Origin of the sequence: Robertkochia aurantiaca (assembly GCF_020166495.1) — a bacterium.
Taxonomy (GTDB): domain Bacteria; phylum Bacteroidota; class Bacteroidia; order Flavobacteriales; family Flavobacteriaceae; genus Robertkochia; species Robertkochia aurantiaca.
In genome coordinates, this window is the sequence record NZ_JAINZS010000007.1 from 38,837 (window position 1) to 52,462 (window position 13,626).

Genomic DNA, 13,626 nt, shown 5'->3' on the forward strand with positions numbered 1-13,626 from the left:
TTAGACGTAAAATGAAAAAAATATTCATGCCTTTGAAAATTAAAGGACTAACGTGGTTGATTATGAGGTTACATCAAGAACTGAATATCGAGGCCGTTCTGCTTTCAGATCCAGGTCGGTGGTTTTAATCGGGATGATGGTGGTATGTAAACCGTTTTCCTCAAGGGTCGATTGAGCGAATTCAAACCAACTCATGGGACCTCCGTCACTGAAATGCTTTATACCAAAATCCTGGGGAGTATGTCTAATAAGTTTAACTAAGTAATCTGACAAGGCTTTTGTGTTTGTAGGGCGACCGGTCTGATCGTCAACCACACTTAAAGCTTCACCTTTCCGAGCCTTTTCTACAATAGTTCGATAGAAGTTTTTCCCAAACTCCTTACTGTATAACCAGGAAACCCGAACGATAAAATAATGCTCCATAATGGCCTGCACATATTGCTCCCCTTTAAGTTTGGATTGACCATATACATTCAAGGGATTAGGTTGATCGGTTACCTTATAAGGCTCTCTCTTCATCCCGTCGAATACGTAGTCAGTGGATATATGAATAAGAATGGTACCATTAGTCTTACACGCTTCTGCCAGGTTTTTTACGGCTTCAGCATTTATTGTAAATGCCTTTTCCCGTTCTTCTTCAGCCTTGTCTACCGCAGTATAGGCTGCGCAATTGATGCAATAATCCGGTTTATATCTCTCAAAAACCTTTTCCACTTCATCCCGGTTTGTAATATCCAATTCTTCTTTGCTGCAGAACACCCATTCCAGATCTGAGTTCTCTTCGTGATATTTACGAAGGGTCAGGGCCAGCTGAGAGGCGGAGCCGGTGACAAGGATAGTGGGGATATGGGTGTTATTGTGAGTCAATGGATTTTAGGGTTTGGATTATGCAAATATAGGATATGTTAGAGGTTAAAAGTTAGATGCTAGAAGTGAAAAGTATAAACGAGTAATTTTGTAGTATATTTTCTATATCTTTGTGTGAAACATGGAAATATGGATTCACATAAAGATTTAAGGGTTTATAAACGATCTATTGAATTGGTTAAGATCATTTATAAAATAACTGAAAGTTTTCCTGAGACAGAGAAATATGGCCTGGCTTCCCAAATGAAACGATGTGCCATTTCTGTTCCATCGAACATAGCGGAAGGAAGCGCCAGAAAATCCAGAAAAGAGCTAAGACAATTCCTTTATATCTCTTTGGGTTCCTTATCTGAATTAGACACTCAGATACACATAGCACAAGAACTCAATTTCACACCTGCTGATAACGGCCTCCAATCTCTTGTTAATCATATAAAAGCGATGCTTATAAATCTAATTAAGAGCATATAAAATTAAAATAAGTACCTGCGTAAAGTACTATCAGCTTCAACCTTTTAACCTCTAACCTCTAGCCTCTGACCTCTACCTTTTAACATTTAGCTTCTAACATTTAGCTTCTAGCTTATTACATCCAACTTTCAACTTCCCAAAACTTCACTCATACGCGGTAACAACAGATCCTTCTCAGATAAGATCAATTCGTCTTTGGGAAGCTCCCATTCGATAGCGAGCTCCGGGTCATCATAGATAATGCCTGCTTCTGCTTCAGGGGCATAATAGGCATCACACTTATAAGAAAAAATAACCTCGTCTGTTAACGCCAGGAATCCATGGGCGAATCCCCTTGGAACAAACAACTGAACTCCGCTTTGGGCATCGAGGATCAGTGAATGCGCCTTTTTATAGGTAGGTGAATCCGCCCTCAGGTCTACGACTACATCCTGTACCCTTCCCTTCAGCACATGCACCAGTTTCGCCTGGGCATGTACTCCCTTTTGAAAGTGCAACCCTCTTAAAACTCCCTTTTTTGATACGGACAGGTTGTCTTGAACAAACTCGGTTTCCAATCCTGTTACAGACTGAAAACGCTTCTTATTGAAGGACTCCAGGAAATAGCCCCGGTTGTCTCGGTAGATGTCAGGTTGGAGGAGGAAGCAGTCTGATAAGGGTGTGGGAATTATTTTCATGCAGGTTAGACGTTAAATGTTAGAGGTTAAAAGTCACAAAAATATCGAAATAAACTTCTTTTAACTTTTCACTTTTAACCTTTTCACTTAATTAACCTTAAAAGATACTCCCCATACCCGCTCTTCATCAGCGGCTTTGCTAGTTTACGCAACTGGTCGTTATCGATATACCCCATGCGCCAGGCTGCTTCTTCGATACATCCCACTTTAAGGCCCTGCCGGTCTTCGATCACCTGTACGAACTGAGAGGCCTGCATGAGTGACCTGAACGTCCCGGTGTCCAGCCAGGCGGTTCCCCGGTCCATAATACTCACCTTTAAGTTTCCCTGGTCCAGATAATATTTATTGACATCGGTGATCTCAAGCTCTCCACGCGAACTCGGTTTTATATTTTTTGCAATCTCCACCACATCATTATCGTAAAAATATATTCCCGGTACAGCAAAGTTCGATCTTGGGTATTCCGGCTTTTCTGCAATGGAAATCGCCCTGCCCTTATCATCAAATTCGACCACTCCATATCGCTGAGGATCGTTCACGTGATAGGCATAGACCACCCCTCCATCGGGATCATTGTTGCTTTGCAGCAGATCGGCCAGGCCCGAACCGTAAAAGATATTGTCCCCCAGAATCAGGGCTACCTTTTCATTCCCAATAAACTCTCTTCCAACCCGAAAAGCATCTGCCAGCCCGCGTGGTTCTTCCTGTACGGCATACTCGAAACTGCACCCAAGTTGGGAACCATCACCCAGTAATTCTCTGAACAATTCCTTATCAGAGGGGGTAGTAATGATCAGGATCTCCCGTATTCCGGCATACATCAAGGTTGATAACGGGTAATAGATCATGGGCTTATCATAGACCGGCATGAGTTGCTTACTAACTGCCAGGGTCAAGGGATGTAATCGGGAGCCGGTACCTCCGGCGAGGATGATGCCTTTCATTTTGGTGGTTATCTTGTTATCGAGTTATGATGTTATCCATTGGGAAAATAAGACTTTATAATGAGCTTATCAATTTTATGATCATTCGACGGATATAAATGATCTTGTCAAATGGTGCATGCCCTCTGCTAAGGTATTTAAGTCTGACAGAGATTTCAAATTGTGTTTCCACCTCTGAAAGTGAGCCTAAAGCCAAATATAAAAATCTGGATAGTTCCTTATTGCCTTTTCTGCCACAACCTTCGGCAATATTGGAAGGAACCGAGATCGCTCCTCGTCTCAGTTTTGAGGTCAATCCATACAATTCTTCTTTAGGAAATTCCTTAGTCAGTGCATAGACCTTTTCAACCAGATCTATCGATTCATTCCACACCCTCAGATCCTTATGAGATTTTATCATAAAATTAGATTAATCCCAAACAAGATAACTCATAACAGGATAACAACATAACAATGTGTAGAATTTAATCTACATTAAGGCAATGTGCTATTCGTAATAATTCGTGTCATTCGTACTTATTCGTCTTAATTCGATCCAATTCGCTATCATTCATAACGCTTCTCATAATATTCCCTGTACTCCCCGCTGGTAACATGCTCCAGCCATTCTTTATTTGACAAATACCAGTCGATGGTTAGCGCAAGACCTTGCTGAAAGGTGACGCCAGGTTTCCAGCCGAGGTCTTTGTGGATTTTTGAAGCATCGATGGCGTAGCGCTTATCGTGACCCGGACGATCTTTTACAAAGGTGATGAGTTTTTCAGAACTGCCTTGGGCCCGGTTTAGCCTCTGATCTATCAAGGTGCACAACAAACGGACAAGATCGATATTCTTCCATTCATTAAAGCCGCCTATGTTATAGGTTTCTCCTGTTTCTGCCTTGTGGAGTATCAGGTCAATGGCTTCAGCATGATCAATGACGTACAACCAATCACGGGTATAATTCCCGTCACCGTAGACAGGCAGGGGCTTGTTGCTGATGATATTATTGATCATCAGGGGTATCAGCTTTTCCGGAAACTGGTTGGGGCCATAATTATTTGAACAATTGGAAGTGATATAAGGCAAACCATAGGTTTCCCCGTATGCCCTTACGAAATGGTCTGATCCGGCCTTTGAAGCAGAATAAGGGGAGTTTGGCTGATACGGAGACTTTTCTGTAAAAAATCCTTCAGATCCAAGGGAGCCATAGACCTCATCGGTGCTGATATGATAAAAAAGCACATCTGTTCTTCCCTTCCAAAAATCCCTGGCTACTTCCAGTAAGTTCAGGGTGCCCATAATATTGGTGCGCGCAAAAGCCAGAGGATCATCGATCGATCGATCGACATGCGATTCGGCAGCCAGATGTATAACCGTGTTGATGTCGTACAGATGGAAAAGCTTATTCACCATTTCTTTATCAGCGATATCTCCCTTGATAAATGTATAATTATTCGCTCCTTCAATATCTCTGAGATTCTCGAGGTTTCCCGCATAGGTCAAGAGATCCAGGTTAATGATATGGTATTCGGGATAACGCGTTACCAGGCGTCTGACCACATGTGAGCCAATAAAGCCTGCCCCTCCCGTAATGAGAATGTTCTTCATGGTAACGAAGATAGTTAAAATGTGAATTGGGTGGGTTAAGGTTAGAGGTTAGAGGTTAGAGGTTAGAAGTGAAAAGTTAGAAGAGGGCTAAGGGTTAAGGGTTAAGGGTTAAGGGTTAAGGGTTAAGGGTTAAGGGCTAAAATTGGATTTCACCAAAACAATATGCAAATAACTAATCACCAATTAACCAATCACGATATGGGTTAGGTAAGGTTAGAAGTTAGAGGCTAGAAGTTAAAAGTCTAAACAGATAGGTCCATGATAACCCGATAACTGGTTAACAATGTAACAGTCTTATGGTGAGTTAAGTGTGAGAAGTTAGAAGCTAGAAGCTAGAAGTGAAAAGTCAGGACAGACATTTCCCAACCCGATAACAGGATAACTCGGTAACAGGATAACATCCAAAAAAAAGCCCCGCGGTTGGCGAGGCTATTGTTTGCAGACTATTTATAATCTATAGGTTTCGTTTTCTTTTATAATCGATCAAAAAGCGGTTCAGTTCTAAAAGCATAAGGGTGATCAGGGTCAGCAGGATCAGTGCTGATGGAACCAGCAGCTTATAACTGTTCTTAAACCCTTTCATTTCAACCCCTCTTCGTGGAAAGTCAGAAATGATATTCACTATGCTGGATTTATTGGCACGCTGTTCGTTCAGCTCTACCACCCCTTCCTTTAATTCATTGATCTGCCTGATAAGTGCCAGCTCCCTGTTCTCACGATTCCCATTCTCACCGAGGCTGATATTGGTTCCCTGTAGTGGTTTCTCGGCCTCTTTTTCCATAACCCTTTTATAAAGCCGCTGTAAAGAGTCGATTTCGGTCAGCTGTTTTTGAATGATGCTGTCCTGCAGGTCGATGTTCAGTTGAGAAATGTTCTTCTGAAGCTTAAAATAATCATTTCGGGAAATGCCGTTCAGGATCGCCGGCTGCGTCTTTTTCGCCACAAAGGGATCGACCGCGATCACAGAGATGTTATGGAACCGGGCATCAAAAGAATTGAAGTTCTCCATAAAGCGCTCCATATCGATGGTTTTTTGTGTAGTGGTATCGAGATTTCGTATAAACTCATCAAATAGTTTGACTTTTTGATTCTCATCGGCATAAGACTCGATATTAAATTCCCTAAGGGTGGCCGCATCGCTCACAGAAATATCAAGCGCCTCAGCCAGCGAGATGGAATCTTTAGCCTGAGCCAGTTCGTTATAAAAATTCACATTGTTGTAGAGCTGCTGGGCACTGTTGAAATTTGGCTCCACCACCATTGAGGAAATGTACTTTTCATTGGTGTAATAATCCAGTGAGAAACCGATAACCACACCGATCACACCCGCTATCACAAACTTTATGAAGTGTTTCTGGATAAATAACAGGAACAATAGAAGCAGTTCGAATAACTTCTGAAAAATACTTCCTATGAAACGGAATAACTTTTTAAATCCGTCACCGATCATTTTAAATAATTGTCCCAGGTCGATCTCCTCAGAATTTTGCTGTGGTCTTTGAGGTTGTAGGTTTTCGCTCATGTTTGTACTAAGTAATTAATATTTGTTCAAGGATCTTTTTAGTGATTAAATAGGTAGGTTTTACCCCGGTAATGCCGAGTCCGCCACTGGCCAGCGTACTTCCTGTTTCCAGCGGGTTATCGGAAGCGTAGTATGCATAACGCACTTTTACATCTTTGGAGATGCTGTTCCTGATACGGGAAGCCGATTGCACCGCCTTCTGATAGTGCGCTCCTTCCATCTCCAGTCCGATCACATTCCAGGAGCTGTCATGGAAAAATTTCAGGATATCCTTATTCTGAAGGGAGGTTCCCAGCACGGTGATCATGGTCCCCTCAAAGACTTCCAGTCCGTTACCTTCAAAATCTTCCTTACAAAGCTCGTTGTCAAACGGATAATTATCTGCAGTTCCTTCAAAGATATGGGCATTGGGTATCATCAGGTCGCCTTTAGCTCCTTCGAGTATCCCCGCCTTGCCCATAATAGACACAGAGGCAATATTCATATAAGTCTTTCCCTCCTTCTTCTCTGTATAGGGCTTTAACAGCTCATCTATGGTTTCATAAGCCTGTTCCCCGAATGCGTAGTCCATTACGAACAATACCGGCATGTTTCCGGAGTCAACATCAGTAAGGCTTGTATCCCACCCCAGGCTCTCAAAGTCGATCCTGGCTGTATCAAAGAGCTGGACATCGATATTGGTCCCGGAATGATCAGGAATGCTGATCATACCATTTTTTTCGGCAAAAGTTTTCACCTTTTCACGCAGGGACTCGTTTTCGGGTTGACTCAGTTTTTCAAAGACTTCCATATCATCTTTGATTCTGCTTGTCTTCCCAAGGGCACCTTTAGCATAAATACTATTCATTACGCTGTGCATGTTGGCACTGATAATATGCAGCGGACGGCCCAGCAAGCCATTGCTTTTTAATGTCTTCTTGATATGCTGGGCCCAGAACTCCCCATGAATATGGTGCCCCAGGCGTTCCCGTAGCACCGGGCTGAAGGTAATGGTTCGTTTATTGCCATCGGCCAGTTCTTCCATCCCGATCTTTCCCAGCCAGTATACGATCGATAAAAATCGTTCCGGATCTTCCTTGGTGGCAAACACCTTATGGGCAGCCCGAACCTCTTCAAAGGTTCTGCCCAGGATGCCTGCAGTATGACTTAAGGCGATCTCCCGGTCCTTTTGCGAGAGTTTCTTTTGCTGAACCGCTTCCTCCAGTTTTTCCCAGTCCCTGATCACGCCACCGGTTTCCTCTATGAAGACCCGTCTTGCGATCTTATTCGATTCGATGAACATAAAGGTCAGGTGGGTCAGAATATCGTAAATGTCTGACCGCCCCCGGGTGATCTCAATATTCATCTGCTCGTCATCAATACGGTAGCAATTCCTCCTTCTTTTCGGAGGAATAATCACTTCAAAACTGGAGTTCTTATATCCCTCGTCTGAAGTAAGGTTGATATATCGGCATTGCTCTATCCCTACAGGAAGCCGGTCCAGTATGTATACCAGTCCGTGTAATTCTGCCTTTTCCTCAGCCACGGAACCATATATTTCAGGGCGCAGTTGCAATAGGGCATTGCGCAAGGTTTCGCCTGAAACCCCCATGGGTTTGTAGAAGCCCCGGTTGAAAAGATGCCTCATGGTGATATACATCCGTTCAATGGCGGCGGTTGATTCCTGTGCTCTGGTTCTGGTTCGTACTTTGCTCATTGATAGTAATTCGGGCAAAAATACGAGTTCTGACGAAAATTTTCAGCTTTTTGAGGTGAATTTGGTGAATTGAGTGAGTTGGGTGAATTAAAAGTTAGATGCTAGAAGTGAAAAGTTAGAAGAAGGCTAAGGGTTAAGGGTTAAGGGTTAAGGGTTAAGGGTTAAGGGTTAAGGGTTAAGGGTTAAGGGTTAAGGGTTAAGGGTTAAGGGTTAAGGGAAAGAATGAAAACCAATAACCAATCACAAATCCCTAATAACAAATTTCCAGCTATCGGCTATCAGTGAACGGTAACTTGTAAGTTCCAATAACTAATTTCTTGCTAACGGTTATGGGTTAAAGGCTAAGGGCTAAGGGCTAAGGGTTAAGGGTTAAGGGTTATGGGTTATGGGTTATGGGTTATGGGTTATGAGAAATAAAAATGGAATGAAAACCAATCACAAATCCCAAATCCCTAGTAACTAATTTCCAGCTATCAGCTATCGGCTATCAGTGAACGGTAATTTGTAAAATCCATTAGCTAGTTACCAATTAACTGCTCAATGGCTAATAGTTATCTGGTTATCCTGTTATGGGTTATGGGTTATGGGTTATGGGTTATGGGTTATGAGAAATAATAATGGAATGAAAACCAATCACAAATCCCTAATCCCTAATAACTAATTTCCAGCTATCGGCTATCAGTGAACGGCAATTTTTAAGTTCCAATAACTAATTACAATTTTAAGGTTATACAGTGATGCAGTGATGCAGTGATGGTATGATAAATTATGAGATAACATCTTTCTGAGTGAATCGTTCTTATTAGATATAAGATGTTGTAACTATTTATCATTAAATGTATTATTTAATCGATCATAATTGAAATAATGAACACTCAGACACTTGATAAAATATAAAGTGATATTAAACAAAATACCTATTAATAATGTATTTGAGCTGTTTTTATAAAAATCGCTTCGTCAGCCTTTATGGCTTCCTCGCGAAGACGAATTTTATATTAGTGGAGGTTAAAAATTTAGTCGCCCAGCAATTTGAATAGTAAAATCTCAAAACAAAAAAGGCAGGCTTTAAAGCCTGCCTATCTCTTATTATTGATAATAGAATTAAACCACCATTCCGGCGGCTACTGTTTCGTTTGTTGATTCATCTATTAATATGATACTACCGGTATTCCTGTTCTCGCGATACGGATCAATCATTAAGGGCTTGGTGGTTCTGATCTTCACCTTGCAGATATCATTCATGTTCAGTTCTGTATCATCGCTTTTACGCTCGAGGGTATTTATGTCGATCTTGTAGATCACCTCTTTGATCATGGCCAATTGCTCGTTGGTTGTGTGGCGAATGGCATATTTTGCTCTGGGCTTGGCGGGCTTGTCGTTCAACCAGCATAACATCACCTCCACGTCCTGAGAAGCCTCTGCCTTATTATTAGAACGAACGATCATATCGCCCCTGCTAATATCGATATCGTCTTCTAATGTCATCGTCACAGACATAGGAACGAAAGCCTCTTGCACAGGTCCATCAAATGTATCTATCGAACTGATCTTTGAAGTAAAACCAGACGGCATTACTGTAACCTCATCTCCGGGTCGGAATATACCACTGGCAATTCTACCCGCGTAGCCCCGGTAATCAATATAACCTTCCCTTTGAGGCCTTATTACTGTTTGCACAGGAAAACGTGCGTCCACTTTATTGACATCGCTGCTTATATGCAAGGTTTCTAAGGTATGCAACAATGGTGCTCCCTGATACCAGTCCATGTCTTCCGAACGGTTCACTACATTATCACCCAGCAATGCACTTATCGGAATAAAACGCACATCCCGAACTAATAATTTTGAAGAAAACTCCTCAAATTGAGATATGACGTTGTTATAGGCCTTTTCGTCAAAATCCACAAGGTCCATCTTATTCACACACACTATAATGTGGGGTATCTGTAGCAAGGAAGCAATAAAGGCATGCCTTTTGGTTTGTTCGATCACCCCGTGACGGGCATCGACCAAAATAATCGCTGCATTCGCTGTAGAAGCTCCGGTAACCATATTTCTCGTATACTGAATATGACCAGGAGTGTCTGCGATGATAAACTTACGCTTAGGAGTAGTAAAATATCGGTAAGCAACATCGATGGTGATTCCCTGTTCTCTTTCATCTCTTAACCCGTCTGTAAATAAGGCCAGATCTACACCTTCATGCCCTTTCTTCTTACTGGTGGTCTCTACAGCACTGATCTGATCCTCAAAAATTGACTTTGAATCAAAAAGCAATCTTCCTATTAAAGTGCTCTTTCCATCATCTACACTCCCAGCAGTTGTAAAACGGAGTAATTGGTTTTTATCGATTTCCATTATGGTCTTCTTAATTTTCAATTTTTTAAAAGTAACCCTGACGTTTTCTGTCTTCCATGGCCGTTTCAGACCGCTTGTCATCGGCACGATTACCCCTTTCTGTTTGTCTCATGGCAGATACTTCCTCCACTATTTTTTCCAGGGTATCAGCCTCTGATTCGATCCCTCCTGTGATGGTTATATCCCCTAGGGTTCTGAAACGAATTTTTTTTCGCACAATTTCATCCCCTTCATCCATAATTAAATATTCGCTATTTGGAATCCATGATCCATTACGCCAAACAACCTCTCTTTCATGAGCAAAGTAAAGACTTGGAATTTCAATGTTTTCACGTTTAATGTAGTTCCAAACATCCATTTCGGTCCAGTTACTGATTGGAAACGCTCTGAAATGTTCTCCTTCAAAACATTTACCATTAAACAAATTCCACAGCTCAGGGCGTTGATTCTTAGGATCCCATTGTCCGAAATCATCCCTGTGTGAAAAGAAACGTTCTTTAGCCCGTGCCTTTTCTTCGTCTCTTCTTCCCCCACCTATTGCACAATCTACTTTGTTGGATTCAATCGCATCAAGAAGGGTGGTGGTTTGAAGTGCATTTCTGGTTGCATTCTTCCCCTTTTCCTCTGCAACCCGGCCGTTGTCAATAGATTCCTGTACGGAACCTACAATAAGTCTGGCTCCCAATTTCTCAATAAGATCATCCCTGAATTGAATGGTTTCCGGAAAATTATGACCCGTGTCTACATGCATCAGAGCGAAAGGAATCTTTGCAGGAAAGAAAGCCTTTTTAGCCAGATGGGTAAGCACTATGGAATCTTTTCCTCCTGAAAATAAAATTACCGGGTTCTGGAATTGCGAATATACCTCCCTAAGCACATAGATCGCCTCAGATTCCAATTCATCCAGATAATTCAAATAATATTTACTCATGTTAGCTTAGCTTTATAATCTTTTATTTATCACCTCCAGAACCTTATCAGCTGCATGTTCTAAAGAATCTTTCTCGGTTATTTCCAAGTCCGGGTTTGCCGGTTTTTCATAAGGCGCATTAACACCGGTGAGGTTTTTGATCTCTCCAGCCCTGGCCTTTTTATACAAGCCTTTAACGTCTCTTTTTTCACATTCCTCAAGAGAGGTGTTTACAAAAATTTCGACAAAGTTATCATGATCAACCGTTTTTGCAATCATTTCTCTATCATTTTTGTAGGGAGATACAAATGCCGCCAGTACTACCAGTCCGGCATCGATCATAAGTTTCGAAACCTCCCCGATTCTTCTGATGTTCTCTGAGCGGTCTTCAGGATTAAAACTTAGGTCCTTATTCAGTCCTGTTCTGACATTATCTCCATCGAGGACATAGGTTTTTATTCCCCTTTCATGTAAACGTTGTTCAACAATATTCGCAACCGTTGATTTTCCGGAACCGGAAAGTCCGGTAAACCAAACCAGAAACGAGGCATGCCCGTTACTTCGATTCCTATCGCTTTTTACAACTTTAAAACGATGTTCAACTATATTTTTGCTCATTTAGCTTTTCTTTTGCTCTCTTTAATTTGCGTAATCTGTTTCTTCTGTCCAGTCCAAAGTCGATTCGGTACCATGCACGCTCATGAAGGTAATAGAGTATCATTTTTGTAAACACCTCTGCGGCACCGATTTTAAGGCCCGTTAACGGATTTCCCGTAATGATCCAGGCCAGCACCATAGTGTCTATGGTCCCTACTATACGCCAGGTAATAGTTTTCAATATATGCCGTTTTTGACTATTGGGCATTTTGAAATTAAACCAGGCCCGTTCGTGAAAATAATACAGCACCATTTTAGTGATCACCTCCGAAAAACCAATCTTCAATCCAGACATCGGGTTGCCGGATATCAGCCATGATAGCAATATTGTATCCAGAGTTCCTACGAAGCGCCAGGTAACGGTTTTCGCAATATGTCTTTTTCTAATTTTCCGGATCATTTGGTAACTAAAAAATAGTTGTTCAATAAATTCTCCCGGTTGTACTTCATTTCACTTCCCGTATCCTGATCCATAACTCTTAATCCTACAGCATTACAAATCGCCTGACCGGCCGCTGTATCCCACTCCATAGTCGGGGCGAAACGCGGATAGACATCTGCTTTGCCCTCGGCTACCAGGCAAAATTTCAACGAACTGCCTTTGGAAACTATCTCGGTTGTTTTTCCTTCAGACTCCAATGATCTTATATAGGACAAAGTGTCTTCGTTCATGTGTGAACGACTACCCACTACTTTAACTTTTGCTCCTGAATTTTTACTTGGTTTTATTTCATCAGCCTGGGCGAGTATAGCCTCCAGACCGGAAGATTCATTAATATTTGTTTTAAATGCTTTTCCTGCATCGACATTGGCAAAGTATAATTCCTGACTGGCCGGCACATAAATTACCCCCAAAACAGGTTTGTTCTTTTCTATAAGCGCAATGTTCACGGTAAATTCCCCATTTCTTTTGATAAACTCTTTTGTGCCATCCAAAGGGTCAACGATCCAACAGCTTTCCCATTCCTTCCGCTGGTCATAATCGATTGACTTGTTTTCCTCGCTAATTATCGGGATGTTCGTCTTTTCCAAATAAGACATAATTACTTTATTCGATGCCAGGTCAGCCTCAGTGAGTGGAGAGGCATCGTCTTTGGTCTCTATTTTGAAATCCTTCTTGTAGATTTTCATGATAGAATTCCCAGCCTCAATCGAAGATTTTATAGCAACTTCAAGCAATTTTTCGTTGGCAGGCATAGTTCTATTTATCGTTAAAATGAAGTAAGTCGCAAATATGCCACATAAAAATAAAACAACCATAAGGGCTTACAACTTTATTCGATGAAGGGAAGAAGTAACTGTTGATGTAATTTATTGATAACCAGATGATAAAAACTGATTAATTGGTTTAGCAAAAAATGGAAGTCATTTTCAAGCACATACGTTAATCCAACCAGTAGACAAATGGCTCATAAACCGAGAGGCGGGATGTGGATTTAGCTATCGGTGAACGGTAATTTTTCATCATCACCACTAATACATTCATCACTTTCTTATAGCAGTAGTCTTTGGATTATGGGCAGATCCCTCCCCCCGAAGTGTCGGGGTCGGGATGACGTTACTTCTTATGAACTGAAAACCAATAACTAATAACCAGTAACAAATAACTAGTAACCAGTAACAAATAACCGGGATGCGGGTTTGGCTAACGGCTAACAGCGAACGGTGAACAGCTAACGATTTTACTCCATCATAACTACTAATACATTCAATACCTTATGAAGACAACAGTCTCTGGATTATGGGCAGATCCCTCCCTACGCTCGGGATGACGTTACTTCTTATAAATTGAAAACCAATAACTAATAACCAGTAACAAATAACCGGGATGCGGGATGTGGGTTTGGCGAACGGCTAACGGTGAACGGTGAACGGCTTTTTTCATCTTCACCACTAATACATTCATCACTTTCTTATAGCAGCAGTCTTTG

13 protein-coding genes are annotated in these 13,626 nt (G+C 41.7%); 1 reads left to right on the plus strand and 12 read right to left on the minus strand.

What is annotated here, in order from left to right:
* Positions 1-60: 60 nt before the first annotated feature.
* The gene (rfbD, locus tag K7R10_RS13805) at positions 61-867 is read right to left on the minus strand and encodes a dTDP-4-dehydrorhamnose reductase (protein WP_224485318.1); all 807 of its coding nucleotides are present in this window, start codon (positions 865-867) and stop codon (positions 61-63) included.
* Positions 868-996: 129 nt separating this feature from the next.
* Here rfbD and K7R10_RS13810 point away from each other — a divergent pair, with 129 nt between their 5' ends.
* Positions 997-1,338, plus strand: a complete 342-nt coding sequence (locus K7R10_RS13810) for a four helix bundle protein (protein ID WP_224485319.1) — start codon at positions 997-999, stop codon at positions 1,336-1,338.
* A gap of 128 nt (positions 1,339-1,466) precedes the next feature.
* Here K7R10_RS13810 and rfbC read toward each other — a convergent pair whose 3' ends face one another.
* The 11 genes from rfbC to cysQ form a co-directional block, all read right to left on the minus strand.
* On the minus strand, positions 1,467-2,015 hold the full coding sequence (gene rfbC / locus K7R10_RS13815; RefSeq protein ID WP_224485320.1) for a dTDP-4-dehydrorhamnose 3,5-epimerase: 549 nt from the start codon (positions 2,013-2,015) through the stop codon (positions 1,467-1,469).
* 83 nt (positions 2,016-2,098) lie between these two features.
* Positions 2,099-2,959, minus strand: a complete 861-nt coding sequence (rfbA, locus tag K7R10_RS13820) for a glucose-1-phosphate thymidylyltransferase RfbA (protein ID WP_224485321.1) — start codon at positions 2,957-2,959, stop codon at positions 2,099-2,101.
* A 55-nt stretch (positions 2,960-3,014) separates the two neighbouring features.
* Entirely contained in the window at positions 3,015-3,356 is a 342-nt protein-coding gene (locus tag K7R10_RS13825; RefSeq protein WP_370631320.1) for a four helix bundle protein, read from the minus strand.
* Between the two features lie 149 nt (positions 3,357-3,505).
* Entirely contained in the window at positions 3,506-4,549 is a 1,044-nt protein-coding gene (gene rfbB, locus K7R10_RS13830; RefSeq protein WP_224485323.1) for a dTDP-glucose 4,6-dehydratase, read from the minus strand.
* 454 nt (positions 4,550-5,003) lie between these two features.
* Positions 5,004-6,071, minus strand: coding sequence for a hypothetical protein (locus tag K7R10_RS13835; RefSeq protein ID WP_224485324.1), 1,068 nt, complete (start codon positions 6,069-6,071; stop codon positions 5,004-5,006).
* Positions 6,072-6,078: 7 nt separating this feature from the next.
* Complete coding sequence (locus K7R10_RS13840; protein ID WP_224485325.1) at positions 6,079-7,767, minus strand: DUF6909 family protein; 1,689 nt, start codon at positions 7,765-7,767, stop codon at positions 6,079-6,081.
* Between the two features lie 1,104 nt (positions 7,768-8,871).
* Complete coding sequence (gene cysN / locus K7R10_RS13845; protein WP_370631321.1) at positions 8,872-10,143, minus strand: sulfate adenylyltransferase subunit CysN; 1,272 nt, start codon at positions 10,141-10,143, stop codon at positions 8,872-8,874.
* A 10-nt stretch (positions 10,144-10,153) separates the two neighbouring features.
* Positions 10,154-11,059, minus strand: a complete 906-nt coding sequence (gene cysD, locus K7R10_RS13850; RefSeq protein ID WP_224485327.1) for a sulfate adenylyltransferase subunit CysD — start codon at positions 11,057-11,059, stop codon at positions 10,154-10,156.
* 12 nt (positions 11,060-11,071) lie between these two features.
* The gene (cysC, locus tag K7R10_RS13855) at positions 11,072-11,656 is read right to left on the minus strand and encodes an adenylyl-sulfate kinase (protein ID WP_224485328.1); all 585 of its coding nucleotides are present in this window, start codon (positions 11,654-11,656) and stop codon (positions 11,072-11,074) included.
* Complete coding sequence (locus K7R10_RS13860) at positions 11,637-12,095, minus strand: DUF2061 domain-containing protein (protein WP_224485329.1); 459 nt, start codon at positions 12,093-12,095, stop codon at positions 11,637-11,639. Before K7R10_RS13860 ends, cysC begins: the two co-directional genes overlap by 20 nt.
* Complete coding sequence (cysQ, locus tag K7R10_RS13865) at positions 12,092-12,826, minus strand: 3'(2'),5'-bisphosphate nucleotidase CysQ (protein ID WP_370631319.1); 735 nt, start codon at positions 12,824-12,826, stop codon at positions 12,092-12,094. Before cysQ ends, K7R10_RS13860 begins: the two co-directional genes overlap by 4 nt.
* Positions 12,827-13,626: the final 800 nt, after the last annotated feature.

Bases quoted from the DNA above. Each gene is read 5' to 3' on its own strand.
- K7R10_RS13840 (WP_224485325.1), bottom strand. From the start codon at position 7,767: ATGAGCAAAGTACGAACCAGAACCAGAGCACAGGAATCAACCGCCGCC.
- K7R10_RS13860 (WP_224485329.1), bottom strand. From the start codon at position 12,095: ATGATCCGGAAAATTAGAAAAAGACATATTGCGAAAACCGTTACCTGG.
- rfbC (WP_224485320.1), bottom strand. From the start codon at position 2,015: ATGAAAATAATTCCCACACCCTTATCAGACTGCTTCCTCCTCCAACCT.
- K7R10_RS13835 (WP_224485324.1), bottom strand. From the start codon at position 6,071: ATGAGCGAAAACCTACAACCTCAAAGACCACAGCAAAATTCTGAGGAG.
- cysD (WP_224485327.1), bottom strand. From the start codon at position 11,059: ATGAGTAAATATTATTTGAATTATCTGGATGAATTGGAATCTGAGGCG.
- K7R10_RS13810 (WP_224485319.1), top strand. From the start codon at position 997: ATGGATTCACATAAAGATTTAAGGGTTTATAAACGATCTATTGAATTG.
- cysQ (WP_370631319.1), bottom strand. From the start codon at position 12,826: ATGAAAATCTACAAGAAGGATTTCAAAATAGAGACCAAAGACGATGCC.
- rfbA (WP_224485321.1), bottom strand. From the start codon at position 2,959: ATGAAAGGCATCATCCTCGCCGGAGGTACCGGCTCCCGATTACATCCC.
- rfbB (WP_224485323.1), bottom strand. From the start codon at position 4,549: ATGAAGAACATTCTCATTACGGGAGGGGCAGGCTTTATTGGCTCACAT.
- cysC (WP_224485328.1), bottom strand. From the start codon at position 11,656: ATGAGCAAAAATATAGTTGAACATCGTTTTAAAGTTGTAAAAAGCGAT.